Source organism: Glaciibacter superstes DSM 21135, assembly GCF_000421145.1.
GTDB lineage: Bacteria > Actinomycetota > Actinomycetes > Actinomycetales > Microbacteriaceae > Cryobacterium > Cryobacterium superstes.
Genome location: NZ_ATWH01000002.1, coordinates 70,618 through 96,596, shown reverse-complemented (window position 1 = coordinate 96,596; position 25,979 = coordinate 70,618). Strand labels below are relative to the sequence as shown.

Here is a 25,979-nt window from a genome sequence, read left to right as displayed (position 1 = left end):
GCATCCGCTCCACCCCGCTCGCGCAGGAGGGCTACCCGACGCAGCTCGAAGGCCGGCTCGACCCGGCGCTGTCCCGCGGCATGTGGCTGGTGAAGTGGCTGCTCGCCATCCCGCACTACATTGTGTTGGCATTCCTCTGGGCTGCGTTTCCGGTCGTTGCGCTGGCATCCGGCGTGATGATCCTGTTCACCGGCCGCTACCCGGTGGCCCTGTTCGAGTTCGTCGTCGGCGTGCTCCGCTGGAACTGGCGCGTCGTCTTCTACGCTACGGGAGTGCTGGCCACCGACAAGTACCCGCCGTTCACGCTGACCCGCACCGACTTTCCTGCCACGTTCGACGTCGCCTACCCCGACCGGTTGTCCCGCTGGAAGGTGCTGGTCAAGTCCTGGCTGCTCGCCCTCCCGCACCTGATCATCGTCGGGATCCTGGCCGGCCTGTTCTGGTTCTTCTCGGACGGACCGGGCGTTGGCGGACTCGTCGGGCTGCTGGTGTTCATCGCCGCGCTCGGACTGCTCTTCACCGGCGCGTACAACCGGGGGCTGTTCGACCTGGTCATGGGCATCCACCGGTGGATTTACCGGGTCTACGCCTACACCTCGCTGTTGCGCGACGACTACCCGCCGTTCCGACTCGACCAGGGTCCACTCGAACCCTCGCACAGCCTCCACCCAGAAGAAATCCATTGACCGTGCTCGCGCCCTGGGCGCCGGGAGCCCCGGCGGTGGCGTGAACAGACGAGCGCGTGCTTGGGAGACTTCAATGATCTCGAACGCACGCCAGGTGGGGTGTCCGCCATCGGCGCGACCGACACCCCGCCGTCGTTTTAGGCCGCGGCCTGTTCCTCTCCGCTGTCACGAACGTCGCTGAGCGCCTCTGACCACGACTCGACCTGGTCGAAGAGCGCAGCGACGGAGGCCTCGTGATACGCGGCCGGCCGGAACGTGCTCATGTTCTCGAAGTCCGTCATCAGATTGAAAGTTGCCGCTGCGCTGACGGTCGCCACCTGGAGCTGGGAGAACACCAAGCGCAGGTGCTCGATTGCCCGCACCCCTCCATAGACGCCATATCCGACGAAACCGGCGACCTTGTTGTGCCACTCGTTTCCCAGGAAGTCGATGGCGTTCTTCAGAGCGCCAGAGGTGGAGTGGTTGTACTCGGGGGTCACCAGGATGTAGCCGTCGAAACGTGCGATGGTCTGGGCCCAATTCTTGGTGTGGTCGTGGGCGTACTGTCCCATTGCCGCCGGGAGCGCTTCGTCCAGGTGAGGAAGAGCGAAGTCCGCGAGGTCGATGAGCTCATACTCCGCACTGGTCCGCTGCTGGGCTCTCTCAAATACCCATTGGGCCACTGCCTCTCCGTTGCGTCCAGGGCGAGTGCTTCCGATGATGATGCCGATTCTTGCCATAGCTGTACGTGCTGCCCTTCAGGATGGGTACGAGAGACCAGTGCGGTCCCACCCCACGCCCAACATGCATGCGAACGCAAGTATTCCGTGTTGTTTTTATGCCCAGCCCAATTCCTGCAGCCGCTTGTCGTCAAGGCCGAAATAGTGTCCGATCTCGTGCACGAGAGTGATGCGCACCCTGGTGCGCAACTGGTCGAGATCGTTGCTGTGCTCCTGCATGTTGTTCTTGTACAACGTGATGCGGTCTGGCAGCTCCCCGAAGCCGTACATCCCACGCTTGGTCAGCGGATGACCACTGTAGAGTCCAAAAAGCCGCGGACGCTCGCCGGGAGGTTGATTCGACACCAGGATCGCCTCGTTCTCGAGTTCGCCCAACATCGTGTCGGGTATCGCGTCGTACGCTTCGGTAACCATCTTCTCGAAATCCTCATCTGAAATCTCGACCATGATGCCATCCTGCCACCGGCATCACGAAGCGGGCGGCGGCATCGCGGGCATCCGTCGCCGCATTGAGGCGTTCGAGGGAACGCTGCTGCTGACCAGCCCGGTCGGCAACATCTTTGCGAACCTCGGGCTGTAGCCCAGCGATAGCGGCCATCGTCGCGTTCTCGCCGTGCTCGCGTACTTGCGTACTTGCGAACTTGCGAACTTGCGAACTTGATGGACAGTATTCCTTGCGAGATGCTCGACGTTGAGTCCCATGGGCGCAGCAATCGACGAAACGCTCCGGAGAAGCCCGGAGCGTTTCGCTTTGTACACGGCCGCCTGGACGACTAAGACACGTTCATCCACGCCAGTAATTGTTCGCTGCAGCGACTGTCTGGAATTCGATGGCGATGACCTGTGACGCAGCGATCAGGCTGTCGGGGTTGGCCGAATAGATCGGCCGCCCCGCCACCAGGATGTCGAGGTCGGGCTGAATATTGTGGACGCTGTGCCTAGCCATCATGGCCGCCAGCGCGCGACCCTCCTCTGGGGTGGCAGTAATGAGCGTTCCGCCCGGAACCCACACCAGTCCCTCATCGGGCACTCTGTTCATTGTCTTCCTCTTTCTTCTTGGGTGTTGCTAGGCGGGAGCCTGGACCGTTTGGTCCGGCGGGCAGCGATCCTCGATGGCCGCATGATCTGACCCCTCGGCGTCGCGCGGGACGCAGCTCGGATTGCGCCCGGCGCGGGCACGCAGTCTCGTGGCCATGCCGTCGCCCCACGCTGAGGGTCAGGAGGATCCGGATCGCGGGGCGGGAGACGGTGCTCTCGTTCGCCACACTACGCCGCAGGGCGAGCTTCGGCCATCACGCGAACTGGGGTCGACGCCTGGCTGGAGGAAAATCGGATGGGCCGCGGAGCCGACCCCGGAGTGTTAGCCGATCGACAGCACGTCGACGGCAAGCGCCCGGTGATCCGACAGACCGTCCTCCGAGAGTTTTATCGATCCCAACTCATACTCTTTAGGAACAAGGAAGTAGTCGTTGGCCTGGCGGGAACGGGCAAACGAAACGTAGTGCTCGATCTCCGTAGTGAGGACGTAGTCATCGCGCCACAGATTCGCATGTCGCTCGAGGTGATTCATGTTGAAGTCGCCGCCGATGATTCTCTTCTCACCTCGGGACTTCAGGATCCCGAGCACCTCTTCCAGATGGTGCAGCGCGTACTCATCACGCACGGACAAATGCACGTTCGCGAACTTCCAGACAGCACCGTCTGAGATATCGAAGAACTGCACGAGCCGATTGTGCGGGTCATCCTCCTCGTGCAGGAGTACCAAAGTCTCTGCCCCCGTCACCGGGAAGCGACTCAGAACGCCGAGGCCCTCTCGGTATGGACCGAGGTTCTCACCGCGCTGCAGCCGGCTGATGGACGAGTGCCGATGCGGAAAACCCGCAGCCTGATTCAACAGGTCGAGTTGGGTGAATGGCGACACCTCCGGCAGGTAGACAACCTCCTGCAACAGGACCAGCTCCGGCTGCTCGCGTTTGAGGTATCGCAGAATGCGCGGCAACCGCTCTTCCCAATCGAAGAACCCACGCAGATTCAAGCTCACGATCTTCATGGATCACGGCCTCGCGGTCGCGCACAGAGAACGGCTGCATGAGTTCGTGTCGGAGCCAACATCAGTCTGTCCGCTTTCGCCAATTGCCCATCCAAGGTTCGTGCTTCCAGTCTCCCCGTACCAGGTGAAGTTCATCCATGCCCACCAGATGCGGAAGAACGCCACCAAGAAGGAGGTGAGTCCGTCCAACACATGGTCTTCGACCAAGGCGTGGTGTAATTGCACCGCCGCCTGTCCGACCGCGACAACGAAGACCAGATCGAAGAACAGCCCGAGCGGCATGGCCGCACGAGTCGGCTGATCGGGATCGCGCGGACGCATTGGCACAAGACGCGCAACTGATCGTATTTGCAACGGCATCGCGCTCATGTTGTCTTCCTCCATCAAACCCGTCGGGATTCGGGATTCGGTGGATCTCCCGATTCAATGGCCATCTGGACTTCCGGATCCTGCTCGGCCACACCCTGCGTCGTCGTATCGTGGCTGGCGACCGTTGCCGGTGTGCCGATCATGATATGCGCAAGCCGCTCGACAATGTCTTGCGGCGCTGCATCGCCACACCTGTGACGTGCTTCGGTCAGATGGCCAACCCCGCGCCACCGGACACGAGAATCTCTTGCCCGGTTATGTAGGCTGCATCGCCCGAGGCCAGGAAGGCGACGGTCCCAGCGATGTCTTCCGGTGTGGCAAGGCGGCCGAAGGGATTCTGTTCGGCCATCGCCATCAGGTTTCCTGCGACGTCATCGGTTGACGTCCTGATCGAGGATCTGGTCATTGGTGTGTCGGTCATGCCTGGGCTGACTGCGTTGATGCGGATCCGGCGTGGTGCGAGTTCGAGGGCCAGTGTCGGGATCATGGACAGCATCGCACCGTGGGATCCGGCCGCGACGCTGCTGCCAGTGAGGGCACGCGTTGCCCCGATTCCCACGGTCACAATGACCGAAGCGCCGTCGGACAGCAGCGGCAGGGCCTTAACGAGGGTGAAGAACACCCCTTTGGTGTTGGCGGCGAACACCTCGTCGTAACCGGCCTCGTCCCAGGTCTCCAGCGTCATCGGACGGTTGACGCCAGCGTTGAGGAACAGTGTGGTCAGGCTTCCGAACTGTTCTCCGACTTCGGACACGAGTTCGTCGATGGCAGCCAGCGACCGTACGTCGGATTGCAACACAAGGACGTCGTCGGGCAGCTCTTCCCGCGCTCGAGCGACGCTTTCGGGACGCTGTCCGGTGACAGCAACGCGGTACCCGCGATCGTGCAAGGTCCGTGCGGTTGCCATCCCGATTCCGCTGGTGCCACCCGTAATCAGGGCCGTACGTGCCGTCATCACAATCTCCATCTTCGCTTTTGGCTGGGCTGAACAGTCCCACGGCAACGTGCCGCTGCAATCGGTCTGGTTGGCCTGTCCAGAGTGTCGAGTCTACTGGACTATTTCGTCCTGATTTGAAATGCTGGTGGCGTGACCGTGACGCGCGCCGGGAGTAGTGCGACCGAGGAACAGATATCAGCTGCTGAGCACTTGAGCTCACTCAATGACGCCCTCGCCCGGTGGGTGCAATCGGTCGGGCCGATCGATGCCGACGACGCACACCTGCCCGTCACCGCGAGCGGTCCGCTCGAATGGATTTCGTTCGCCGTCACCTCGCGACAGCTCAGCAGAGCATCCAGTCTGGCGATCTACCATCGATTGGTCGCACAACTCGGCGGCACCATCACTGCCGAGCGCGTCATCTCGACCGACGAGCAGACGTTGCGCGAGGCACTCACCGCGCTCGATCGACGGGACGGCCTGATCACGCCGAAGGACGCAGAGCAGCGGAGCATGCCGTGGCATCCGTACCGCTCCTACGCCACGGCGTACCTCTGGGGCCACGTATGGGAGCACCACCTTGCCGCCGCGGAGCGCACGTCGCACTGATCCGCCGCGTCAGCAGCCATCGATGGCGTCATGAAGGGAAAGAACCTCAGATTCGGGGTTGAGCCTTTGTCGGCCAGATGGCCCAGAGCAGCGGGCATCAGTGGATCATTCGGCGAACGTTCGCAGGTGGTCGACGGCGGCATAGAGCGCATCCCGTAGCGGTGCGATGTCGCGAGCGATCTGGGCGAGAAGCATGCCGCCTTGGTAGGCGGCGATGAACATATGGGCCAGCCTCACCGGGTCGACTGACGCGTCGATGCGACCGAGCTGCTGCATTCGCTCAAGCCCGTCGCGGAAGATGTCTCGCCACTGCTCGAAGACGAGCGCGAGGTGGTCGTGAATGTCGAGATCAGTCTTGATGATCTCGCTCGCGAGGGAGCCAATGCCGCAGCCGTCTTCAAATGGGCGACCGGAGAGGATGTAGAAGTCGGCCCAGTCCTGAAAGGCGTCGATGCTGTCGAAGCCGGCAAACCGATCATCACGATGGAACCCGAGGACGCTGTCAGCCTGCCAGTCGATGACCCCGAGGATCAGGCTTTCCTTATTCGGAAAGTAATGGGTGAGCTGGGACCCGCTCACACCAGCGGCATTGCGGAGAAATTCGTTGTTCGTTGCGTGCACGCCGTTCGCGTAGATCAGGTCGGCCGCGTTCTTCACGATGTGAGCGCGTGTCGCCTGTCCCCGGTCTGTCAGCCTCTGTGGCCGCTGAGAGCCCACGCTTTTCTCCATGTCGTGACTCTAGCAAAAAACTGGGCTTGACAACCCACTTTCCAATGGTGTTCACTCAACAAGCGGACGAACTAGTCCAAAATTACATCTGGAGGTTCACCTGCCATGTCCCGATTGACTGCTCCTCAAGACGTCTCAGATGGGACGCAGAGCGTCCTGGACGGAATCCGGAAACAGTTCGGCTTCGCACCGGGCATGTTCGACACTCTCGCGGCGAATCCAGCCGTTCTGGAGATCGTGATGGGCCTGCAGAAGAGCATCGGTCGTCTTCTCGACGCGAAGACACGGCACACGATCGCACTGGCGGTCTCGCAGTCCAACGGCTGCGGCTACTGCCAGGAACTGCACACATACGTGTCGTCGGAGCTCGGCGGGATGTCGTCCGATGACATCGAGCTGGCGCGCAGAGGAAGCTCGATCGATCCTCGTCGCGCAGCCGTGGCGCGGTTCGTGCAGCGTGTGGTCGAGACCCGTGGGCAAGTCGACGACGCCGACATCGCCGCCGTGCGCGGGGCCGGGTACAGCGACGCGGAGATCCTCGCGACCGTCACCGTCGCCGTGGTATTCCTTCTCACCAATTACCTCAACAATGTCAACCAGACAGTCGTAGACATTCCCACTGTCGGAATCTCGGCTGTTGACGGAGAGTCGGCCTGACATGAGTTCCGAGATCTACGAGAGGTTCATGGACCTACATACCCGCGAGGGCGGTCTCGTTATGCCGAACGCGTGGGACGGCCTCTCGGCGCAGCTCCTCGCCGATGCTGGCTTCGAAGCGATCGGAACGTCATCGTTCGCTCTCGCCGCGTCGCTGGGCCGGGCGGATGGGCGCCACCAGGTCACTCGCGACGAGCACCTCGCACACGCCGGGCTGCTCGCCCGCCTCACAGATCTGCCCGTGAACGGCGACTTCGAAGACGGCTATGCGCATACACCCGAAGACATCGCCACGACAGTGAACGCCGCGATCGAGCATGGGCTGACCGGCATCGGCATTGAAGACGCATCTGGTGATCCCGACCGGCCCATCCGCGACTTCGACGATGCGGTCGCCCGTGTACGTGCTGCGGTGGCGGCGGCCAAGGGTCGCATTGTGGTCACCGGTCGTACGGACAACTATCTGCAGGGCCGACCCGATCTCGACGATACGATCCGCCGCCTCACCGCCTTTGCCGAGGTCGGGGCCGACGTGGTCTACGCGCCGTACCCGCCCGACCTCGACGCGCTCCGTGCGATCGTCGCCTCGGTCGCACCGACGCCGGTCAACGTCCTCATCTCCCCCGCAGACGCGGTGTTGACCGTCGCCGAGCTTCGCGCGGCCGGAGTCAAGCGGATCAGCCTCGGACCAGCGCTCTACGCCCACGCCATGCGTGCCGTCGAAGAGGCAGTGGGCGCACTCGTGCAAGGCGACCTCGCGACCGCGACGACAGCAGGCATGGACTTCGAACGGATGGGCACCCTACTCGCCCGCACCATGCATTGATCCCCCTCCTTCTTCACTCCACATCGACCACTCTCATCACGAAAAGAAAGACCACTCATGGATCTCGACAAGCTCATGAACAAGCACCTCAGCCGCTACTTCGACGGTAGTAAGACCATCCCGGAAGAAACTCTTCAGCAGCTGTTGAAGTTCCTGCGCTCGGCTCCTACATCGACGAATATTCAGCCCAACCACTTCTACGTTCTGTCCACGCGAGAGGGGAAGGAGAAGCTGGCCGCCAACCTCGGCGAACGGTTCGCCGATAACGGGGAGAAGATCCTCAACGCCTCGCACACGATCATCATGACCACGCGGGCGGACGTACCCGAGCACCACCTCGAATCGGTGTTCGCGAAAGAGCGAGTTGACGGCCGGTTCCCGGAACTCGCCAAGCAGGAGCGGTGGGAGTACATGACCCGCGACTTCGTGAATCTGCGTAACTACACCTACAAAGACACCTACCACTGGATGGAGAAGCAGACCTACATGGTGATGGGGCTGACGATGATGGCCGCCGCGGAGCTCGGCGTCGAGGCCATGCCACTCGAAGGCTTCGACCCCGTCACCGTCGACAAAGCCTTCAACATCCGCGAGACGGGACACACCACCACCGTGCTCCTGGCACTGGGCTACCCCGACGCGGCGAAGCAGTACAAGACTCCGGTCTCCCGCTTCGAACCCGACCAGCTGTTCACTTTCGCCTGAGCAGTCCGGCCGAAACGAACCGATCGAGAGGAACTGATCAACAATGGATGCACGGGAACTGCAGAAGGTCGCGAATGACTTCGCGACAGAACTGCCAGACGTCACCTTCGAGCACCGTGTCAGCCCGAACTGGGAAACCTATAAGGTGCACGGCAAGGTGTTCATGCTCATGACCGACATGCCGGGACACCCCGTCGTGATCATGAAAGCCGATCCGGACGAGGCCCTCGCGCTGCGCGAGCAATACGAAGAGATCACGGTCGGCTATCACACGGACAAGAAGCACTGGATCACGGCAGCAAGCGGGCCAAACCTCGACGAGGACCTGGTGAAGAAACTCGTCACCGACTCGTACCAGCTCGTCGTCGCCAAACTCCCGAAATCTGCGCGGCCGGCGAACCCGAGCCTCTGAACCCGAAACACCAACTGACCTCGTCAGCACAGAAGGAGAAAACCATGATTGGACTTGGTGTTCGCGCCGCAAATGGCGCCCTCGAGCTCCTCGATCTTCCAGACCCGCGAACCGGAACCTGGTGAGCTCGTCCTGGACGTCGTCGCGGCAGGCATCGGCCCGTGGGACGCACTGCTTCACACAGGCGGATGGGACGTCGGTCTCGTACCGCCCGCAGCGTTGGGTGTCGAAGCCGTCGGCCGCGTCGCCGCGACCGGTCCAGGCGTGACCGAATTCCGCATTGGCGACCTCGTGCTCGTCCACGAAGTACCTCTTCCGGGTGGAAGTGGCACGTGGGCGGAGCAGGTTCTGGTCAGTTCCGCGAACGTCGCACGGCTGCCCGAGAACCTAACGCCGACGATCGGCGCTGCGCTGCCCGTCGCGGGACTCACCGCCCGACAGGCTCTCGATGAGCTCCAGGTCGGTGCCGACACCCGCCTGCTCGTCGTCGGGGCCTCCGGTCCCACTGCTTCGCTCGCTGTCCAGCTGGCGCGCCTCCGCGGCGCTGACGTCGTCGCCGGGGCGGGGGCCGCCCACGCCGACAACCTACGCGCACTCGGCGTCAGCGAAGTGATCGATACCCACGTCAAGGACTGAGCCGATAAGACCGACCTGCGCTTCGATGCCGTCCTCATCGCCGCAACGAGCACCTCTGAAGACGCGAAGGGGCTTCTTGTCGACGGCGGCCGCCTCTGCTCCATCACGTCGGATGCCCCCGCCCCCGTCGGGGGAATCACCACCACGGATCTGTATGTGGAGGCCGACGGACACACTCTTGGTGACCTGGCTGCGCTTGCTCCCACAGGCGAGATCAGAATCGACGTGCAGACGACGCCAATCAGAGATGGGATCGCGGTCGCAGACCTCGTCGCGGCAGGCCGCTCCGGTGGGATCAAACACGTCCTCGAGTTCTGACGACCACGACCACGACCAACCAGAAACGACCAATGGAACGAGTTGACTCTCGCCGTGGCCAGTCCGATCAGACCGACCCCAACGGGAAGAGCGCAGCACGCGCGAATTACGCCTGGGGTTGGGAGGCGAACATCGCCGTCCGTGTCGACTCCGAAGCCCCCGGACAATCCCGCTTTCCGGCACCGGCCATCGCTGCGACTCTCAGCTTGCCCAATGTGGGCGTTGCCGAGGAAGCCGTCTCATGATGAAAGCGGCCAAAGCCACCGGCCTCGCCCCGGGCGTTGGTGACGCGGACAAGCAGTACTGGGCGAACTCCCTCGTTGAGCGCCTGCACGACCCTGCCTTCGACGAGGGTTTCACCCCCTCGACCGACTACCGCTTTGACAAACTTGGTGCGCAAGGCGGCGACCACGGCGCAAAGTACATTGAAGGCGCCGCGTACTGCCCTGGAGCACCCGAGCCTCTGCGCAATGCCACAAAAACCTGCAGAGTGGGCTCCTCGACAGACCTACTGGGTTCGCATCAAGGAACGCAAAGCGTTCCAACTGCATCAGAAAGAGAAGCCTGACGCGCGCGGACGGACCGTGCTCCGATGCCCCCCGCGCTCGGACCAAGTCCCACCGTGACATGCCCGCTTCGCGAACTCCTGAAAACGAAGACAGTGGTGGACAAGGAACGCCCTTCGGTCGACCAGGAGGACGTCCCCGACTTTCTCGACAAGATTTGCCGCCAACACTCGGTGTCGTTCGAAGAAGCCAACATTCGTCGCCAGAAGCAAGCCTTCGACTACGGCACCAAAGAGTGGGACGAATTCCACACTCACGCCCGCAACTCGATTGAATCGCTCAACGCCCAGGTCAAAGCCGGTGGAACAGAAGACATTGAATCAGCTGGCCGACGTCGCGTGCGTGGATTCGGCGCCGCCCAAATCATCGTCACCATGCTGCTCACGAACTTCAACATGCGCAAAATCGCGCATTCATAAGCGACAAAATCAAGGAAGACGCGAAACAGAACACCCTTGGCGAACCCGCTGCCGCCATCATGCGACGCCGAGACCGGGAATGGCGAAATCCCTATACCGACACGTATCCGCCCGGCGTCAAGCGACCAGACGCCGTGAAACCCGGTGCACCGACCGATGAGACCGGCGGGCCACCCCTCCGAACCTAACCGCTGAGCGGTTCACCGACACCGCCCGAGAGGGCAAAACCCAGGCGCACCGAAGACATCGGTGCGCTTGAAAGTCGTTAACGAGGAGGAAAACGCTCCGCGAAACCGCCCCGAAGACGAAGCCAAGCCTCACAACCGACGAAACCGCTCTACAAAACAAAAATCGCTCCTGATTCTCATCAGGAGCGATTTCCTTTGGGAAGTTCTGCGAAGAGTTTCGAGAACGGCCCGCCTGTCGGGCTGACAGGATTTGAACCTGCGACCCCCTGACCCCCAGGCGTCCAAACCGCCCGAATCGGGCCAAGAACCGCGTAGTTGTGCGGATCAGATCATGCAGGACACGTCATGCAATGCATGCATCGCATAATTCTGGTCCCCTTCTGGTCCCCCTCGGCACCGATCATCCCGACGGTTTCGTCTGGGAGCGATGTGCAGTCAAAACCAGCCCGGCCTTGTCCAGTGCCAGAACCTGATCGGCGCGGATGCCTCCGGACGGAGCGAGGAAGAGGCCGTTCGGTTCAAGATCTGACAGCGACTTGTGCCTGCTCAGTAGCACGCCTTCGAGTGTCTTCAACTCATCATGAACAATCGCTTGCACGACTCTGTGGAGTCCACTGAGGCTCAAGGTGTCGATGTTGAACGGCCACTGTTCGAGCACTTCATCAATGCCGTCCCAGTTGAAGATGGCGAAATCCTCGGTCCTGATCCCGTCGATCGCTGCGTTCGACCCAACAACAAAGTCTTGCGCAGTGCTGGCAAGCACGCGATTGATGTCATCCGATGAGACGAGGCTTTTGCCGTAGGAGATATCCGGGACCCAGCGGTCTGGCGATCTCTTCAGAATACGGCGCTGTGGGCATGGAGTCAGGGTAAGTAAATGTCGGCGTCCGATCGGGTAGAGCATCATCATGACGTCGGGATACTCGTTGATGAGGTCGAATCCGTAGCCCAAGTCAGGGAGAATGAGGTCGCCGTCAACTTCGATAACCTCCCACATGCTGGCCAGCGCGCGTGCGGCGAATCGTTCCATCTCCATCACACGGTTGAGCGCGATGTTCGTGTCATCGAGGATGAATTCGGTTATGTCGAAATCGGCAATTTGGGAACCGCCAGAAGCGTGTCTAACCAAACGACCTGCCACGCGTTCCTTGTATCCACGATCCCGTCCGAAGGGAGCCGCAACGAACGGCAACAGAGTATCGACCCACTCCGTGGCGGTCACGCTTCCGTCGATCAGTCGATCCAGTACACGGGAGATTTGAGGCTCGTAGGAACCCCAGACGTCGTCGACCGCGCGATGCCCGCGCGTGGGGAACATGTCCTGATCAACGTCGTAGAGGCCGTTCGCGTATCCCACGGACTCGGCCCGAACTTTTGCCCGACTGCCGTTGCTCCGCGCGACCCAGACCTTTCGTCTCCGCACCTCACCATCGGTCTCTTCGGAGAACCGCGCGATCAGGCTCGCCGGGATGAAGTGGTCCTTCGCCATGTTCCTCCTTCGGCCAAGCTCAGGTCTACTCCACCGTATCGACTACGGCGGGACGGGTCGGTCCGAGCAGTCCCTCGGCGCTGCGTACGGAGGCTAAATTGAGAGGTGTTCTGCAATGCAGAAACGACTACGCCTAGTCGTTCGGCGGTAGTCAGCTCAGAGCTGGTCCCGTTACCGGCTACTTGATGTCGATAGCGCAAACGCCACGCGCTCGTAGCCGATGTACTCCTGCTCGAGCCGCAAGGATTCACCCAACTCACCCTGGAGTAGCGCTTGATAGAGAAGTTGCTCGCTTTCGGTGAGGTGAATCAGTGCCCCTGCACGCTGACGACCTTCACGACCCCAGTACGGCTTGTGTGCTTCGAGGGTATCCAAATCCATAAGCACGCTCCGCACGTGAGGCGCGTGCGAGCGGACAGCGTCGAGGATGTGAAGCCCATGCGTGTCAAGGTCACCCCAGTAGGTCACGGCTACCCGATCGCGCCACTCCAGCGCGTGGAGGAGTTGATCTGCTCCATAGCCTGCGCCCCACAGGATGAGTCGGCCTGGCTGGTGAGGCGTGGTGAGGAAGGAGATCTTGTTCTCCACGATGACGAGTTCACGCACTCCGACTGCGGGCGCGTCTAGGGCGGCCAGGGCCGTGACAGGCCAAGTGACGTCACCAAGCGAGTCGTCGGTGAGAAGAACGCCAAGTGTCGGATGTACCAGAGCAGGTCGGGCGGCCGGCGCAGCATTGGATTCTAGGTGCGACGTCGGCTCGGCTCCTTGTAGAGGCAGACCCAGCACAGCGCGGTCTCCTCGAATCCGCACCGATCGTGCTTCGTCGATGAAGCCGAACCGGTGGGCGAAATCTGAATGTTCGGGCGCGATGTCCGTTGCGGCCAGCACAGTATCGAGAAGCCTCGTCAGTATTGGTCTATGTTGCTCGATGACCTTCGTGTGGAGACCGGGCACCGGTACCTGGCGCACGTAGATACCGGGCCGGGGGTTCTCGAGAAGCCACTGAGCGACCTTCACCAAGATGGGCCAGTCGTCACCAGCCGCGAGGACGTCAAACGGGCGTCGAAGTGCAACTTCTCGCGCGAGGTAATCGAGTACTTCAATGGCAGCGAGTAGCTCGCGATATGTACTGGCGTCAGCGGTTTGCGCGCGGCCGAGTAGGTTGAGTGCGACCGTCGGCGTGGAGATGATCGCAGCCGTGGGAATCGTCTGCATCCCGAGGACGCCAGCGCGGATACGTTTGGTCAACAGATCCCAATCGGCGTTTGCAGCGCTGTCGTTGAGAGCTCGTGACCAGGCTTGGGCTTCGGCACGGTGTTCGACGAGGTCAGCTGCGAACGGCCCTGAAAGGCGTACGCGGTGCGGAAAAGACATCCATTCCTCGGGCGGCAGGTTAAGTTCGCGCAAAATGGCGCCACGGTCCCATAGTTTGCGTGCGGCCAAGGTGACGGTAGCCGAAGTCGACCAGCCTCGGGGGCCCGTGGTTGAGGTGCTGCGAGCGAGTCGTGTGGATGTCATGACGCCCCCTCGTCCGGGCGGTGATGGTTGCTGTCGTTTTCAGCGGGAAGGTAGGGGTCGTTCTCTGATGTCTGAATGCCATGCCTTCTGCGCTTGGCGCGGTATTCCTCGATTGGCATGCTGATCAGTTGACTGCGAGGTTCTATGGGTCTTACGTAGGCGAGAGCGTCCACGTAGTTCTCGATCACCTGGATTTTCTGTAGCGGGGTGACGGTGAGTAGTTGCAGTCCGAGGCGGCTGAACAGTTCGAGTCCGAACTTGGTAGATTCCTCGGACCCTCGGCCGAACGCTTCGTCGATCATCACGAACCTGAATGCGTTGGCTTGGCCGCCGGCAAGCCCGTATTGGTAGGACAGGGAGGCGGCGAGGACCGTGTAGGCGAGCTTCTCTTTTTGCCCACCGGATTTACCACCCGAGTCCTCGTAGTGTTCTATCTCAGCGTCGTCAAGGCGGGCTCGTTCGGAGCCGGAGAAAATGAACCAGTTGCGGACGTCAGTAACCTTGGCGGTCCAGGACTGGTCGGCGGTCGTGAAGCCTTCGCGTCCTGCGAAACGGTTGAGGAGTTCTTTGACTCGCAGGAATCGGATTTCGGCGTAGGTTTCGTCATCACCGAGCATTGTGTCGCCGGTGATCGCTTCGAGCTGGTTGCGGAAGTCACGAACCATGGCGTCGGTTGTGGGGTCGGCGACGAGCTTGATGTAGGTGCCCGGTCGATAGTTGATGTCGTGCAGCGCGTTGTTGATCACGTCGATGCGTTCGGCGATCTTGCGAGATTCCTGCTCGAGTCCGACGCTGAACCGTGCCAGATGGTGGATGGCGTTAGTTTCGAGTTCAGTCCGGAAGTTGTCTTCGTAGCGGGGTAGGTCGTCGAGTTCGAGTCGATCGCGCATGCTTAGAAAGTCGAGGCGCGAGGATGGATCAGTCGTGATGATCTCACCGACTGCGAGAGGCCACTCCTTCGCGAAATCTTTCATATGGCCTACAAGGCGCTGACCGGCGCGTTCACGAGTGTTCTGCGCCGATTCGGCGCGGTTGCTGAGGTGAGTGCTGACCTCTCGCTGCCAGCTCCCAATCTGGTCGAGGCTACCGGGGCTAGGTACTTCCGCGATTGCTTCGGTGAGCGCCTCGGTCGCGTTGTCATCGAGACTGGGTTGAGAGAGCTGTTCAAGGCGGGCTCGGACGCTGGTGACGGCGGCGACGTGCTCGGTTTTGGTCTGTTCGGCGGCACCGACTGCCTTCTCCGCCCGTGACCGGCGCTCGTCGAGATCCTTCATCTGGCTTTCAAGTCGCGCCTTGACCTCCAGAAAGTGCGCGAGGTCGGCGTCGGACGCGAACGAGGTGACCATCTCCTCGGACTGCTTTACTCGATCGTGTGCTGCACCGACGTCAACGGCAGTGAGATCAGAGAACCGTTCACGGATCTGGCGCACCGCGTGGATTCGCTCACCGTGCTGATTCTGCCGAATGGCTGCGGCGTCGGCGACCCTCTTGGCATCAGTGACAGCTTGTTCAAGGCCCGGTATGGCGGTCGCAATTGCCTCGCGACGGACTGCCGTGTCCCAGCCAAGCACGTAGTTGCTTCGACCGACGAGATGGCGCCGGTCGTCCTTCACATGCCGCGATCCATCCTTCGTTTGCCCTGCTCTAGTGACTGCACGGCGGTGTCCGCGCATGTCGGGGGCGGCATCGACGCGGACGTGGTCATAGCGGCGTGCGATCTCTGAGGTTAGCCAGGCTGTCGCGAAAGTGTCCGGTCGCACCTCAATGCAGGAGGCCATTGTGCGCGTGTCTACCGAGGCGGGAACCGGCGCACCGGCCGGCACAGGGTGGTATTCAAGGCGCCCTCGCAAGTCATTCGCATCGACCCAGGTGGCGACGCGCTCGTAGTGCTGCGGTGGGACAAGCAGCGCCAGGGCAAAGGGCCGGAGAAGCCGCTCAGCAGCCAGTTCCCATTCCTGGGCGTCGGCACCCACCGTTAGTAGCTCAGCCGCGTACGGCAAATCAGCGGCAGGGAGGGAAAGTTCGGCACAAATGCGATCACGCATCTGCCGCTGGTCTTGAGGAACGTTGCTGGCGGCCAGGCCTGCGGCCTTGTAGTCCTCATGTGCACGCCTAAGGACTGAGCCTGCTTCACGGAAGGCTCTCTCCGTCTCGAACACCTGGTCGCGCATAGCGGACTCCCCACCGGTGAGCGCGATCGTCGCGTTGTCCACGTCAGAGGTGAAGCGAGGATAGTCGGCAATTCCTGCCAAGGGTGCGACGTCGAGAGTGGCGGCTAACCGCTGCAGGTCGGCTGCCGCTGACGCTACGTTTTGCAGGTTCTCTTGAGCCAGCTCAAGTTCACGCTCGGCCTCTCGGAGGACTGCGCCGCCGTTCGTGGCAATGGCAACTTCGTTCTGTGTGAACCGGGCGGCCGCCTGCCTGACCTGCTCCGCGAGCTGATCGCGGTTGGCACGCAGACCAGGCAGATTGCTCTCTACATGGGCGAGTGCTTCTTTTAGCATGGTGGCGCGTAGTTGCTCGGCCCGGTGCTGGACAGCATGTTCGGCATCGCGGGAGGACTCAATGCGTGTGATGGCGCGCTCGTAGGCGTCAGCGTCGCGTCGCAGCGCTTCGAGCTTTTCGAGTTGCCGTCGGGCTTCCTGCACGAGTTCGTGTGCGCGAAGCAGATCAGCGTAGTGGTCGAGGATCTTGGCGATCTCCGCGGGAGCAGTAGTTTCGTCGAGCATGTGTTCACGGACGAACCCAGTCAGGTTCCCGACCTGTTTCATCGAGATGGTTTGTACGAGGAGCTTGAGCGCGTTGGAGGACAAGTTGAGCTGTCGACAAAGGCTGCGTTGATAGCTGCGGTAGTTGTTTTCGAATAGCTCTGCGCCGGCGTCGCGGAGTGCGGTACGGACCGCCCTGTGATCTCGATGGCCAATCAGATTTTCGGCAATGTCGAGGTGGCTGGGGCAGGTGAAGTAGAGCTTGTTCGGGTTGAGACTGTTCTCAGGGAACCAGAACACGACACCAGCAGTCAGCTGACCCGTCTGCGTCGGCGTGCCCAAGTCCGCGGCCACTGTGTCGCTTGTTGCACGCGAAGGGAGGCCGGTGAAGCGTGCCAGCAAGACGCTGTAAGCGGTCTTGGCTGTTCGCAGGGTCTCAGCTTTATTGGTTCCCGTATCTTCGTCACGCGTGCGTCCGTATGTTCCAAGAACGTAGGTGGCGAGGTTGCGTTCTCGTCGATCCGCGCCGGCAGCAAGATTGAAGGTCACGCGGCTGGTGTCAGCGAAGAGCGTAGTGAGACCGTCGACGACGGTGGACTTACCCGCTCCGATCTGACCCGTGAGGAGGGTGCTTCCGGAGAACATCTTCAGCCGCTGCACGGAACGGTCGAACGTACCCCAGTTGAGCATCTGAAATTGCTCGAGCCGGATGCCATCGCGCGGTTGTGTCGCGGCGACCCCGGTGTCAGCATCCCCCATGGTCGGCCCCGTGGACCCGCCCGAAGGCTCTTCGTTTGAAGCGGCGGAGGCGTTGAGCCTCGCCTGGCCGCGAATTTCGGAGGGTTGCTCGTTGAACGCGTCAACGCGCCGCTCAGTCGTCGTCATCGCTCCCCCGGATTGTCAGATTCGGAGTGTCCGGGCCTGGGATCTCGTCGGGGTTCGTGGCCGGGTCACCGCCCGACGCATGTACTAAGAGTCGATTACCATATGCGGCTATCCAGTCGGACGTGACTATCGCTTTGACGATGCGGCGGATTTCGTAGGTGTCATCGTGCCCACGCAAACGGCGCAGGTAGCCGAGGCGCTCAACACCGAGAATGTCGCCGGAGATCCTCTCCGTGGTCGTGCCGTCAGGGTGGTAGAGCTGGAGCCACTCGACCATCTCAGCGGTGGTGACAACAATCCGAGATGCTGTGGCGTCCGACTCCGCAGTAGTCAGGTGTCGTCTCAGCAGGATCAACAGAATGGTGGCGCCAAACGTGAGCCTGTGACGACGAAACAGGCGCGGCATGCCTTCAGGCAGCTCATCGATGGTGCGTAGGTAGGCGTAGCTCTCGACATCATCGATGAGAAGGCGCAGCCCGAAAGGGGCGAGGTGGTCACGCAACTGTGCGGTCTTGGTGGTTACAGTCGCCCACACGGCGGGCTGGTCTTCCGCGTATAAGACCCCGCCAAGCAGGTGGGCAAGCGCGACGGAAACTTCGGCGTTTTCCGTCATGGCCTGTTCATCTCTTCAGGTATCTCATCTGACGAGTCAGCTGGGCGGTCGGTGAGGCCAAACAGGACAAGCGGGACTCGAGCCTCACGGTGCCGCCCACTCTGATCGATCCAGTCGACAAGCTCGTCACGGTCTGTGATGACGCGGGCATCAGTATCGGCGATCTGCAGGTACCCGACGAGCTCAGCAAGGCCATCGTCGAGAGGATGGTCCTTGATCACTTGCCGCAGCGTAGCGGTCCCGCCGTGGCCCTCGCGTACCGATGAGATGTGCGCCCGGAGCGCTTCCATATCGATCCAAGAGAGATCGAGGAGATCGGCCAACTCGCCGAGATCGTCGGAGTCCAATTCGATATTGTCGGTGGTGGAATCAATGGCAACCGCTTCACGCAACGTGTACAACGGACGTTCGGTCGGCATCGAAATGTCAGGACGAAGTTCCACAACAGCATGGCCAGGGCGAGTGGAGTCATCGCGCAGATCAAGTGCCAAGGAGAGGCTCGTGCGGATGGCCTCGTTGATTCTTCGCCCCTCGCTCCAGGTCTGCTCATCGAGGAAACGGCGCAACTGCGCCGACAGAGAAGCGACGGTGGACTGGGTGGAATCAGCAGCGACCATTATGTCGATGCGAAGGAGGTCGTCGAGCTGCCCGGGACGAAAAACGTCATCTCCCGTCAGCGCGTCAATCGTGGGCAACAGAGCAAGCAGTTCGCGCAGTTCCGCTTGCTGTCGCGCAGAGAGCAGATGCTCCCAAAACGCCTTCCACGATCGGCCCTGATCGGACGCGCCGATCTCGGAAGTGGAACCAAAGACAGTGGCGAGGAACTCTCCCCGTGGCCCGTCCCAGGTTGTTGCGCGGCGGCGAACATCGCGATCGAGGATGCGGAAGTTCTCTTCAACTTCACGGAGGTCTGTGAGTAGCTCACGGGCAGTCCCAACGGCTTGGGCGTACCGTTCCCTGATCGCCGTGGGGTCCAGACTCGGCGCACTACCAGCGTCAATATCAGCAATCTGCGCGTCTATCTCCGCACGTTGCCGGTGCAGCGCGGCGAGTCGAACTTCAGGGTCTGTAGCGGCACCGGCGGCGATCTGACGGAGCAGATCACGCACCGTAAGAAGGCGACTAGCGGTGCCGAGAAATTCTCGTCGGCCGAGGCTGCGCAGAAACTCCGACGCAGTTTCGACAGCGGAGGTCGGCTCATAGTGCGGGATGTCGGTGTCCGCAGCATCGCGGGCGCTCCCCGTCCCGCGGGTTGGATACGTCCGGCGCAGCCACCCTGTTTGCGGATCGGCCCACTCGGCGAGATAAGCCTCGGGAGCGCGCGGGTAGGTGGTGGCCCCGTCGCCGTCGAGCTTGCGGAGTTCATGAAGGTGGTCATCCAGCTTCTCGAAGAGAATAGGTCCGGGAAGTTGACGAACGTTTGGTTCGAGGAACACCTGATCGCAGAAACCAAGGACGAGACCGGCGTTGTCTGCGGCCAGCAGCCGCCATGCGGGATGGTTGCGGCGCAGATTGAGGAGTTCATCGTGACGTTGCTGGATGGTCACTGGTGCCCCTTCGTCATCCGGTGGCGATCAGACGCGCCCAGGTTCGAGGTCCAGTCTGCTATAGGGCACCGACAATTCGGCCCAAGAATGGACCTCAAGGACGGGGTGTCACAGTTTCGCTTGACTGTGGCACGTAGCGATTGAGATACAACCGCGGAGAGCGCTCGCCTACTTCAGCCTCCTCGCGTCCACCGCAACGCAGAGATGCCGTCGTTCAACACCGTCGCCAGACAGGCGGGCGCGGCGTGCGCAGCACCCCGCATCGACACCTGGCAAAAGGCAGGCGAGACCCTGAACGACTGACGTCCACCGCTCAGCGCTTGGCTTGAATGTCGGCGAGCTTCTTGCGGGCGTCGGCAGCCGCCTTCTCCGCCTTCTTCAGTTCACGCTCCGCACGCGCAATCTTGTCGTCGCGCCTGCGGTTCGCCTTAGCCATCCGTTCGGCAGCCTCGGCAACCTTCTCCGATGTCACGACGCCGCGGGTGATCTGGCACTCCGGGCACCACTGTGTCGAAAGGCTCGGTTCTCGGTTGGTGTGGTGGACGCGCTGCTCGACCCGATGCCCACATGTCAGGGTTCGAGCCCAGATTTCGAGTTCTTCCTCCCGGCGCTCGGAGACTGTGGCAAGGATGCGGTGGATACTCTCGGCCTGCTCGCGCGAGATCGGGATCGGCGGACAGCAGTAGCCACAATGCGTCGCACGTGAGCCGGCCATGCTCCAGCGGTGCGCATCACAGTTCGGATGCATCTCGCGGTAGCGCTCCTGGTCCGCGTCGTACATGACGCGCTGTTCGTCTGTGAGGTACATCGTCCCGGGCCAGCTGCCGAGGTTGTCGATGACCGGTAGTCCGCAGCCACGACATAGGTCACCCGCCGCCGCCTGCTCGCGGGTGAGGTACATCCCCTTCTCGCGCCATTCCTGTCGCCTCGCCTCGTCCCGATGCGCGCGTGCCTCTTCCTTGAGGGCGTTGGTCATACGGCGCTTCTGCGTTCGTTCAGCCTTCTGTTCCTCGGTGAGCGGCATACTAAATCCTTCAGTCGCAGTGTCTGAGGCGTGATGGAGAATGCCAACATGCCTCAGCTCTACACAAAGAATGGCCGTCCATTGCAACGAGACGGTAACCGGTTGTTTTCCGGATCGGGAACCTACTTGGGAACGATCCAAGGCCTGTACGTCTTCGACACCTCCGGTCAATACGCGGGAACGATCGACGGCGACCGAGTGGTGTACCGAGCCATTGATTCTGCCCGCATCTCGAGTCCGACTATCGCCGCACACCGCGTCGGGCTCGCCGTCGTGAACACGGTACCTGCCGCGATCCTGGGCGATGAACCATCATTTCCCTACTAATATGCCCCAGGAGTGCCTTCCGCGAGTAGGTGTGGATCAATAGCTGCGTCATGCTTATCCGGTTAGATCAGGTCGTGATTGCGCGCCCGAACCGGTCGCGACTATCTGGCGGTAGGTGGTGGGCTGCTGCTGGGACTGCAAGCCCAGGAGAGTCTGGAAGGCGGCCATCGGGGTGCGGCGGCGCCCGAACCGGAACGTGTACTCGTCGAGGTAGACCTGCAGGTGCTCGCCGGAGACGCCGCGGTGGGTGCCTTGCAGCCAGCTTTTGAGGTTGGAGATCGTCCGGTGCACGCGGGGCAGGATCTCATCCGGATCCTCGCCTCGACGACGTGCGGCGCTCTGGTTGCGCGGGTGGTGGTCGTAGCCGAGCGTGCTCAGCGACCGGTAGCTGTTCCACCCGTCGGTGTGCACGATGGCCCCAGCCGTGACGTTCTTGCGCACGAAGGCGGTGAGCGTGACGGCGCTCGCGTCGTCGATGACGGTCATGCGGACTCGACCACTGCCGGCGCCGCGGACCTCAACTCCCACTGCTACAAGGGCTTTCTCGCCTCTCGCACGCCCACCGCGCAGGCCAGCTTCGTGGCCGCCCACGAAACACTCATCGACTTCTACCTCCTCGGTCAGATGCTCACGTTCTGGGTTGACCATCGCCCGACGCAGCTTGTGCAGCATCGTCCACGCCGTCTCGTACCGACTCAGCCCGAGCTGACGCTGCAACTGCAGCGCCGAAACCCCCGGCGTCGGCGTGCTCATCAGATACGCCGCCCAGAACCACACGTGCAACGGTGTGTGCGTCTTATGCAGCACCGTGCCCGCCGTCACCGAGGTCTGCCGGTGGCAGGCCGCGCACTCCCACACCACCCGACGCTTGGCCACCGGCCACGCCTGGCCACGGCCACAGCGCGGACAGACGAACCCCTCAGGCCAGCGCGACTGGAACAGATACTCCGTACATGCATGATCATCAGGGACGCGCTGCTGGAACTCCACGATCGTGCGCGGAAAGTCGGGACGCGGCATTTGCCCATGTTACCTGACGTAACCGGATAAGCATGAGCTGCGAAACACCAAATGAACGCGCCCTTGAGATGGGGTCCACCGCCTAGAAGCACGGCTGACTAGTCTCGCCCGCGGAGATACCGCTTCCCCGCAACGATGTATGCATGGATCTGCTGCACTGAAGCCGTGATCGACCCCTCGCCGCGCCGCCGGACGATGCTCAAGAACGCACCTTCAACCTTCTCCTCGACGATCGCTCCGTGCATCAAGTAGGGCTGCATCTCCGGGGGCTTTCGCGGCAGTAGATTGCCAGAACATTGACGGTCGGATAGTTTTTGCGGCAGGCGCGACCCGAGGGGAATCGATGACTACGACAGGATGCTGAAATGGCGATCGGTGAGCCGCGAGCCATGCAGATGGAAGCAGCTGGGTCGACGCGAAGACCTGCCAAGCGTTTTAGCTGACCGCGTCATCCGGAATGATGCCTGTGTCTCTGCCACACCCCCATACTGAGAGAATGTACCGTCGCCGTGAGACCAAGATGACCCCTTCGGATCCGTTCGCGGCGGCCATGGATCATGCGTGGAACTGGTTCACCTTGCATGCTGACCAGCGCATCAGGACTATGAACATGTACTTCGTCATCTTTGCTCTGCTCACCGCCGGGTACGGCACTTTCCTCGGGCTGAAGAGCCACTGGATCGCGGCGGCTCTCGCCGGGATCGGAGCAATCGCTTCTGTTGCGTTCTTCTTGCTCGAAGAACGCAACAGAACGCTCGTGAAGCTGGCTGAACTCCCGCTACGCAAACTTCAGTCGACGCTTGCCGAGACAGCTTCGTTGCCATCGCTCCTGATGCTCGATGCCGCGGATGCAGCACACGGTTGGAAGCGAATGGCAAAATACTCATGGGTCTTTCGCGCCATAACCATTTCTGGGCTCATCCTGATGATCGCTGGGATCGCGACGGCTGTGTCCATGTCGATGACCTGACGGAGGCCTCTGACTCCGCCAGGTCATCGCGAGGCTGGGTGCCCCATCCACGTATCGGCATGCCCGGAGGATCCTTGCTCCACACGCCGTGGGCCCGAAATCCCACTCAACCTGCCACGATCCAGGCCACTCGACCACAGACCTAGGCAGAGTCTTGTCCTCAGGTCCGCTGTCCGAGTTTGACGGAACCTACGGTTGAGGCGATAAGACGATGAACGACCGACCTTCACCACTAACGGTCAATCACGACTCTCTGTCAAGGACTACGCGATTGCGATGTCGATCACCGGTCCGAAAGGTGGAACGGCCTTCTCTGCCACACCGAGTTTTTGCTCTAGATCCTCCAGCCGCGGGTAAACCCACGAGAGCGCTTCGGCCGGGCTATGAATTTCGACGGTGGGCAATGTATCTCCCGTCGGGGGATACTGGTTCGCGAGGACGCTGAAGAGGACGTCTTTGATCTGTGCTAGGACGACCGCGCCGCTGTAGCCAAACGTGGGCCCTTCCGGGCGAAGTCCGTATTCTTCGCGATGAGATTTGGACATAGCCCAGTACCGAGCATGGGCCGCGGCAACTCTTCCGGGCAGAGCACTGACCTGTTCCATAACTATCTCTCCAGAAGCTATCTCCTTGAGATCGATGATAGATGTGACATGCACGTTGCTCTTATGAGTAACCGCCAGGGCGCCACGCTGCGCTCCAGACTCGGAGAGCAAGATGCCCCGGTCTGCACCAGCGTCCTCCACGATCGATCTCAAAGTCAGCACATGAGATTTATCAACGGGTCGCTTCCAGTGCTTGCACTCGATGATCCAGTTCACGACTAGTCCAGCACGTTCGAAACTCACGAATACATCGACGTCATGGCTGCCGCGCGCCCCAGAGATACGCAGATCGGTCTGCACATCAAACCCGAGTTCTCGGAACAGAGTCGCTGCCTGTTCTTGATACTCGCGCCAAGCCGTCAAGTCAGTCCACCAACTGCGAAAGTAGGCGCACAGTGGCACGCGCGATGTCGGCTGGCCTGTGGCTGATTGTGAGGAGTCGTAGAAGCTCCTCGTCAGGGGCACGCTTCACGTCAGTACTTACGTAGGCGTCGCGCACCGCCTCCAAGGCAGCTAAAACCTCCGCGTTCTGAGCATGAACCGGATACCCTTCGGGCGCCCAACCGACGAAATACTGCGGATGCAGTCGCTGGGCGACTGCCGCTGCAGCTCCGCCGTACCCTCCTGCGACGAGGAGGAGGCGCTCGGCCTGAATCGTCAGACGGGCCTCCTCGATCACGCCGGGTTCGGTGCCGGTGTAGTCTACGAGCCGGCCCCCGACGACGAGACGAGCCGTCGTTTCGCACGCGACGTACTCACGCATCGCTGTCAACGCGTGGCCGGGATCCTGGGTCCAAACACCCTCCAGGGCAGCTGATATGGGCACCGTGTCACCAGACTCCGACACCAACGTCAATCTACCGAAGTCCCCGAGACCTCTATCCGCTGTAATCAGCTCGTCTTCAGTGAGCTTGCGGTACTCGGATTCGGCGAGTGTGATCTCCAACGAGGGTCGTCCGCCGCTGAAGCGTTGGGCTTCTTCGATCAGAATCTCGGTGTACCCGCCGGGATTGAGGTTGCCGCCGTACACGACGGTGCCTCCCGCGAGCATGACCGCTCTGCCGACCTCCGCGACAACGAGTCGGCAGTGCTGTTCATTGAGGCCGAGCCGGGCGAGATCGGCGCTCTCGGAGACCGATAAGGCGATTTTCCGGCCAGAGAGCGCATCTCGCGAGATGAGGGTAGGTTCGTTCATTTCCTGAGCGCTCCGCCGCGCGCAGCGAATGTCCGAGGCGTCAAGATGTCGACATCGACGTCGTAGCCAGCCACCGCGCACAGCTGAAGCAGCACGCGGCGCTCTGCGGATCCAAGCGGTGGGTCGGGGTGGATTACCCAGAGATGCTTGTCGTCTGGCTGCTTCTCTCGGTGTGAGGCCAGCCAGGGAGCGAGCGTGGTCGGCTCCGGCGATTGCGCGGGAAGCCAATCGAACCCGTCCCCGGAGAGGTAGGACGTCTGGGCAAGCCAGAGAGTGTTCTTGAGCGTCTCATCTACGAGCCTATTGAGGGCGAGCTTGACTCCCGGATCGGGGTCCGCAAGATCGCAGACCACGGAGGGGACGTGGTCCATGAGGAAGGAACCGCGCTCCTCGCCTGCGGTGAGTGCATACATGCAGACGACGGGCATGCCGCTGCGCTTCGCGGCGTGAACCTCACGTTGCGTCCACTCTCGGGCTGCGTAAACATCGGTACGGATCATCAGCAGCGCACTGCTGGCGGCGCTGTCCTCAAGCGTCTTCTCCCAATCGCCGCCGGGTTGGATGTCGTGCGCGTCAAAGAACGCCGACAGGTGCGACTGCTGGATGTGATTGCGCACGCGCTCGAACATCGCGGGCCCGGAACGTGCGGCTTCCTCCGAAGACCGGTGTTTCGTGTGACTCACGAACACCGTAAGCCGCGCGGGACGTTTCGCCTCCTGCTGAATGTGCTGAGTGATCGCCTGCGCCAACTCACGCCCGAACAAACCACGATCCGTGTTCACATTAGATGGCAGGGTCTGGATATCGCCGAGAATCTGATTGACGACGCTGCTACCCCATTGCAGACCTTCTGCCACCACAGGGTAGACACCCACGCCAGATTTTTGGTTAAGGGCAGCGATCTCGCGGAGATACCTGCTCCACAGGCTGGATGGGTCGGCCGCCGCACGGAGCAAGTTCGTGTCGATGACGGGAATGATCGCGTTGAACTGCGCGGCCGGGAGCCCCTCGCCGAGCGGCGTTTCGATACCTAGGGGCCGTGGTGCTGCACCGTCGTCCCAGGGCTCGCTACGCGCGTACACCTCGACGGCACCGCCGGCCAACCCTGAGAAGGCCGGGCTATGGAAGTGTTCGTGAAGGTCCGCGAATCGCTCGGCGCCGCTCATGTCATCGGGGTGCCAGACAACGAACACGTCGAGGATCGGCGGGATCGGCACGCGTACTCCTCTCGAAACACCACCTCATCGGGGCG

General features: G+C 61.7%; 31 protein-coding genes and 1 pseudogene. 13 read left to right on the top strand and 19 right to left on the bottom strand.

Annotated elements, in window-relative coordinates:
• Positions 1-32: 32 nt before the first annotated feature.
• Positions 33-686, top strand: a pseudogene (locus K323_RS23895) (DUF4389 domain-containing protein); the annotation flags it as partial.
• Between the two features lie 137 nt (positions 687-823).
• Here the strand turns inward: K323_RS23895 and K323_RS0102625 are convergent.
• Both K323_RS0102625 and K323_RS0102620 read right to left on the bottom strand, forming a co-directional pair.
• The gene (locus tag K323_RS0102625) at positions 824-1,405 is read right to left on the bottom strand and encodes an NADPH-dependent FMN reductase (protein ID WP_022883734.1); all 582 of its coding nucleotides are present in this window, start codon (positions 1,403-1,405) and stop codon (positions 824-826) included.
• A 96-nt stretch (positions 1,406-1,501) separates the two neighbouring features.
• Positions 1,502-1,852 carry a metallopeptidase family protein gene (locus K323_RS0102620; RefSeq protein ID WP_022883733.1) on the bottom strand — a complete coding sequence of 117 codons (351 nt, stop codon included), beginning with the start codon at positions 1,850-1,852 and terminating at the stop codon, positions 1,502-1,504.
• Between K323_RS0102620 and K323_RS30630 the strand changes: the two genes are divergently transcribed.
• The gene (locus K323_RS30630; RefSeq protein WP_022883732.1) at positions 1,851-1,985 is read left to right on the top strand and encodes a hypothetical protein; all 135 of its coding nucleotides are present in this window, start codon (positions 1,851-1,853) and stop codon (positions 1,983-1,985) included. The two genes, K323_RS0102620 and K323_RS30630, sit on opposite strands and share 2 nt — an antisense overlap.
• Before the next feature lie 204 nt (positions 1,986-2,189).
• On the opposite strand, the gene K323_RS0102610 is transcribed toward K323_RS30630, so the two are convergent.
• From K323_RS0102610 to K323_RS0102590, 4 genes are all read right to left on the bottom strand, one after another.
• A complete protein-coding gene (locus tag K323_RS0102610; RefSeq protein WP_022883731.1) occupies positions 2,190-2,444 on the bottom strand; it encodes a hexameric tyrosine-coordinated heme protein in 255 nt (84 codons plus the stop codon).
• Positions 2,445-2,765: 321 nt separating this feature from the next.
• Positions 2,766-3,455 carry an endonuclease/exonuclease/phosphatase family protein gene (locus K323_RS0102605; protein ID WP_022883730.1) on the bottom strand — a complete coding sequence of 230 codons (690 nt, stop codon included), beginning with the start codon at positions 3,453-3,455 and terminating at the stop codon, positions 2,766-2,768.
• A gap of 3 nt (positions 3,456-3,458) precedes the next feature.
• A complete protein-coding gene (locus K323_RS0102600; protein WP_245570906.1) occupies positions 3,459-3,824 on the bottom strand; it encodes a low temperature requirement protein A in 366 nt (121 codons plus the stop codon).
• Between the two features lie 208 nt (positions 3,825-4,032).
• A complete protein-coding gene (locus K323_RS0102590) occupies positions 4,033-4,779 on the bottom strand; it encodes an SDR family oxidoreductase (RefSeq protein WP_022883727.1) in 747 nt (248 codons plus the stop codon).
• Positions 4,780-4,911: 132 nt separating this feature from the next.
• Here K323_RS0102590 and K323_RS0102585 point away from each other — a divergent pair, with 132 nt between their 5' ends.
• Positions 4,912-5,370 (top strand): HhH-GDP family DNA glycosylase, encoded by a 459-nt coding sequence (locus K323_RS0102585; protein ID WP_022883726.1) that lies wholly within the window; start codon positions 4,912-4,914, stop codon positions 5,368-5,370.
• Positions 5,371-5,475: 105 nt separating this feature from the next.
• On the opposite strand, the gene K323_RS0102580 is transcribed toward K323_RS0102585, so the two are convergent.
• Positions 5,476-6,099: a TetR/AcrR family transcriptional regulator gene (locus K323_RS0102580; RefSeq protein ID WP_026851139.1), complete on the bottom strand. Its 624-nt coding sequence runs from the start codon at positions 6,097-6,099 to the stop codon at positions 5,476-5,478.
• Positions 6,100-6,204: 105 nt separating this feature from the next.
• Here K323_RS0102580 and K323_RS0102575 point away from each other — a divergent pair, with 105 nt between their 5' ends.
• From K323_RS0102575 to K323_RS28350, 5 genes are read left to right on the top strand one after another with little or no spacing between them, the layout of a single operon-like run.
• Complete coding sequence (locus K323_RS0102575) at positions 6,205-6,756, top strand: carboxymuconolactone decarboxylase family protein (RefSeq protein WP_022883724.1); 552 nt, start codon at positions 6,205-6,207, stop codon at positions 6,754-6,756.
• Between the two features lies 1 nt (position 6,757).
• The gene (locus tag K323_RS0102570; protein WP_022883723.1) at positions 6,758-7,582 is read left to right on the top strand and encodes an isocitrate lyase/PEP mutase family protein; all 825 of its coding nucleotides are present in this window, start codon (positions 6,758-6,760) and stop codon (positions 7,580-7,582) included.
• A gap of 57 nt (positions 7,583-7,639) precedes the next feature.
• Positions 7,640-8,287, top strand: a complete 648-nt coding sequence (locus K323_RS0102565) for a nitroreductase family protein (RefSeq protein ID WP_022883722.1) — start codon at positions 7,640-7,642, stop codon at positions 8,285-8,287.
• A gap of 43 nt (positions 8,288-8,330) precedes the next feature.
• Positions 8,331-8,699: an MmcQ/YjbR family DNA-binding protein gene (locus K323_RS0102560; RefSeq protein ID WP_022883721.1), complete on the top strand. Its 369-nt coding sequence runs from the start codon at positions 8,331-8,333 to the stop codon at positions 8,697-8,699.
• A 57-nt stretch (positions 8,700-8,756) separates the two neighbouring features.
• Positions 8,757-9,335: an alcohol dehydrogenase catalytic domain-containing protein gene (locus K323_RS28350; RefSeq protein WP_157509321.1), complete on the top strand. Its 579-nt coding sequence runs from the start codon at positions 8,757-8,759 to the stop codon at positions 9,333-9,335.
• On the opposite strand, the gene K323_RS30180 is transcribed toward K323_RS28350, so the two are convergent.
• Entirely contained in the window at positions 9,285-9,638 is a 354-nt protein-coding gene (locus K323_RS30180) for a hypothetical protein (RefSeq protein ID WP_157509320.1), read from the bottom strand. The genes K323_RS28350 and K323_RS30180 overlap by 51 nt on opposite strands.
• 47 nt (positions 9,639-9,685) lie before the next feature.
• Here K323_RS30180 and K323_RS0102550 point away from each other — a divergent pair, with 47 nt between their 5' ends.
• From K323_RS0102550 to K323_RS0102540, 3 genes are all read left to right on the top strand, one after another.
• Positions 9,686-9,898, top strand: coding sequence for a hypothetical protein (locus tag K323_RS0102550; protein WP_022883720.1), 213 nt, complete (start codon positions 9,686-9,688; stop codon positions 9,896-9,898).
• The gene (locus K323_RS0102545) at positions 9,895-10,221 is read left to right on the top strand and encodes a hypothetical protein (protein ID WP_022883719.1); all 327 of its coding nucleotides are present in this window, start codon (positions 9,895-9,897) and stop codon (positions 10,219-10,221) included. The genes K323_RS0102550 and K323_RS0102545 overlap by 4 nt, the downstream gene beginning before the upstream one ends.
• A 96-nt stretch (positions 10,222-10,317) precedes the next feature.
• The gene (locus tag K323_RS0102540) at positions 10,318-10,638 is read left to right on the top strand and encodes a hypothetical protein (protein ID WP_157509319.1); all 321 of its coding nucleotides are present in this window, start codon (positions 10,318-10,320) and stop codon (positions 10,636-10,638) included.
• A 588-nt stretch (positions 10,639-11,226) separates the two neighbouring features.
• Here the strand turns inward: K323_RS0102540 and K323_RS0102535 are convergent.
• From K323_RS0102535 to K323_RS0102510, 6 genes are all read right to left on the bottom strand, one after another.
• A complete protein-coding gene (locus K323_RS0102535) occupies positions 11,227-12,183 on the bottom strand; it encodes a hypothetical protein (protein ID WP_169515599.1) in 957 nt (318 codons plus the stop codon).
• A 303-nt stretch (positions 12,184-12,486) separates the two neighbouring features.
• Positions 12,487-13,833, bottom strand: coding sequence for a Wadjet anti-phage system protein JetD domain-containing protein (locus K323_RS0102530; RefSeq protein ID WP_084696989.1), 1,347 nt, complete (start codon positions 13,831-13,833; stop codon positions 12,487-12,489).
• Positions 13,830-17,300, bottom strand: a complete 3,471-nt coding sequence (locus K323_RS0102525) for an ATP-binding protein (protein WP_281170153.1) — start codon at positions 17,298-17,300, stop codon at positions 13,830-13,832. The genes K323_RS0102530 and K323_RS0102525 overlap by 4 nt, the downstream gene beginning before the upstream one ends.
• 112 nt (positions 17,301-17,412) lie before the next feature.
• Complete coding sequence (locus K323_RS0102520; protein ID WP_022883714.1) at positions 17,413-18,039, bottom strand: DUF4194 domain-containing protein; 627 nt, start codon at positions 18,037-18,039, stop codon at positions 17,413-17,415.
• The gene (locus K323_RS23885; RefSeq protein ID WP_022883713.1) at positions 18,036-19,586 is read right to left on the bottom strand and encodes a DUF3375 domain-containing protein; all 1,551 of its coding nucleotides are present in this window, start codon (positions 19,584-19,586) and stop codon (positions 18,036-18,038) included. The genes K323_RS0102520 and K323_RS23885 overlap by 4 nt, the downstream gene beginning before the upstream one ends.
• Before the next feature lie 313 nt (positions 19,587-19,899).
• Positions 19,900-20,610, bottom strand: a complete 711-nt coding sequence (locus K323_RS0102510; RefSeq protein WP_026851138.1) for a hypothetical protein — start codon at positions 20,608-20,610, stop codon at positions 19,900-19,902.
• Positions 20,611-20,658: 48 nt separating this feature from the next.
• On the opposite strand from K323_RS0102510, the gene K323_RS0102505 reads away from it, so the two are divergent.
• Positions 20,659-20,937 (top strand): hypothetical protein, encoded by a 279-nt coding sequence (locus K323_RS0102505; protein WP_026851137.1) that lies wholly within the window; start codon positions 20,659-20,661, stop codon positions 20,935-20,937.
• Positions 20,938-20,991: 54 nt separating this feature from the next.
• Here K323_RS0102505 and K323_RS0102500 read toward each other — a convergent pair whose 3' ends face one another.
• Positions 20,992-21,957, bottom strand: coding sequence for an IS1595 family transposase (locus tag K323_RS0102500; protein WP_022883711.1), 966 nt, complete (start codon positions 21,955-21,957; stop codon positions 20,992-20,994).
• A gap of 98 nt (positions 21,958-22,055) precedes the next feature.
• Entirely contained in the window at positions 22,056-22,217 is a 162-nt protein-coding gene (locus K323_RS30175; protein WP_022883710.1) for a hypothetical protein, read from the bottom strand.
• A 260-nt stretch (positions 22,218-22,477) separates the two neighbouring features.
• On the opposite strand from K323_RS30175, the gene K323_RS0102490 reads away from it, so the two are divergent.
• Entirely contained in the window at positions 22,478-22,927 is a 450-nt protein-coding gene (locus tag K323_RS0102490; protein ID WP_022883709.1) for a hypothetical protein, read from the top strand.
• Between the two features lie 263 nt (positions 22,928-23,190).
• Here K323_RS0102490 and K323_RS23880 read toward each other — a convergent pair whose 3' ends face one another.
• The 3 genes from K323_RS23880 to K323_RS0102475 are packed head-to-tail and all read right to left on the bottom strand — an operon-like array spanning position 23,191 to position 25,944.
• The gene (locus K323_RS23880) at positions 23,191-23,895 is read right to left on the bottom strand and encodes a restriction endonuclease (RefSeq protein WP_022883708.1); all 705 of its coding nucleotides are present in this window, start codon (positions 23,893-23,895) and stop codon (positions 23,191-23,193) included.
• 1 nt (position 23,896) lies between these two features.
• Complete coding sequence (locus K323_RS0102480) at positions 23,897-24,727, bottom strand: hypothetical protein (protein WP_022883707.1); 831 nt, start codon at positions 24,725-24,727, stop codon at positions 23,897-23,899.
• Complete coding sequence (locus tag K323_RS0102475; protein WP_022883706.1) at positions 24,724-25,944, bottom strand: toll/interleukin-1 receptor domain-containing protein; 1,221 nt, start codon at positions 25,942-25,944, stop codon at positions 24,724-24,726. Before K323_RS0102475 ends, K323_RS0102480 begins: the two co-directional genes overlap by 4 nt.
• Between the last annotated feature and the right edge of the window lie 35 nt (positions 25,945-25,979).

Coding starts and splice junctions, on each gene's coding strand:
- K323_RS0102565 (WP_022883722.1), top strand. CDS start 7,640: ATGGATCTCGACAAGCTCATGAACAAGCACCTCAGCCGCTACTTCGAC.
- K323_RS0102505 (WP_026851137.1), top strand. CDS start 20,659: ATGCCTCAGCTCTACACAAAGAATGGCCGTCCATTGCAACGAGACGGT.
- K323_RS0102560 (WP_022883721.1), top strand. CDS start 8,331: ATGGATGCACGGGAACTGCAGAAGGTCGCGAATGACTTCGCGACAGAA.
- K323_RS30175 (WP_022883710.1), bottom strand. CDS start 22,217: ATGCAGCCCTACTTGATGCACGGAGCGATCGTCGAGGAGAAGGTTGAA.
- K323_RS0102500 (WP_022883711.1), bottom strand. CDS start 21,957: ATGCCGCGTCCCGACTTTCCGCGCACGATCGTGGAGTTCCAGCAGCGC.
- K323_RS0102590 (WP_022883727.1), bottom strand. CDS start 4,779: ATGACGGCACGTACGGCCCTGATTACGGGTGGCACCAGCGGAATCGGG.
- K323_RS0102620 (WP_022883733.1), bottom strand. CDS start 1,852: ATGGTCGAGATTTCAGATGAGGATTTCGAGAAGATGGTTACCGAAGCG.
- K323_RS0102480 (WP_022883707.1), bottom strand. CDS start 24,727: ATGAACGAACCTACCCTCATCTCGCGAGATGCGCTCTCTGGCCGGAAA.
- K323_RS0102510 (WP_026851138.1), bottom strand. CDS start 20,610: ATGCCGCTCACCGAGGAACAGAAGGCTGAACGAACGCAGAAGCGCCGT.
- K323_RS30630 (WP_022883732.1), top strand. CDS start 1,851: ATGATGCCATCCTGCCACCGGCATCACGAAGCGGGCGGCGGCATCGCG.
- K323_RS0102490 (WP_022883709.1), top strand. CDS start 22,478: ATGACCCCTTCGGATCCGTTCGCGGCGGCCATGGATCATGCGTGGAAC.
- K323_RS0102605 (WP_022883730.1), bottom strand. CDS start 3,455: ATGAAGATCGTGAGCTTGAATCTGCGTGGGTTCTTCGATTGGGAAGAG.
- K323_RS0102525 (WP_281170153.1), bottom strand. CDS start 17,300: ATGGGGGATGCTGACACCGGGGTCGCCGCGACACAACCGCGCGATGGC.
- K323_RS0102545 (WP_022883719.1), top strand. CDS start 9,895: ATGATGAAAGCGGCCAAAGCCACCGGCCTCGCCCCGGGCGTTGGTGAC.
- K323_RS0102610 (WP_022883731.1), bottom strand. CDS start 2,444: ATGAACAGAGTGCCCGATGAGGGACTGGTGTGGGTTCCGGGCGGAACG.
- K323_RS0102530 (WP_084696989.1), bottom strand. CDS start 13,833: ATGACATCCACACGACTCGCTCGCAGCACCTCAACCACGGGCCCCCGA.
- K323_RS0102550 (WP_022883720.1), top strand. CDS start 9,686: ATGGAACGAGTTGACTCTCGCCGTGGCCAGTCCGATCAGACCGACCCC.
- K323_RS0102520 (WP_022883714.1), bottom strand. CDS start 18,039: ATGACGGAAAACGCCGAAGTTTCCGTCGCGCTTGCCCACCTGCTTGGC.
- K323_RS0102575 (WP_022883724.1), top strand. CDS start 6,205: ATGTCCCGATTGACTGCTCCTCAAGACGTCTCAGATGGGACGCAGAGC.
- K323_RS0102580 (WP_026851139.1), bottom strand. CDS start 6,099: ATGGAGAAAAGCGTGGGCTCTCAGCGGCCACAGAGGCTGACAGACCGG.
- K323_RS0102570 (WP_022883723.1), top strand. CDS start 6,758: ATGAGTTCCGAGATCTACGAGAGGTTCATGGACCTACATACCCGCGAG.
- K323_RS0102600 (WP_245570906.1), bottom strand. CDS start 3,824: ATGAGCGCGATGCCGTTGCAAATACGATCAGTTGCGCGTCTTGTGCCA.
- K323_RS0102625 (WP_022883734.1), bottom strand. CDS start 1,405: ATGGCAAGAATCGGCATCATCATCGGAAGCACTCGCCCTGGACGCAAC.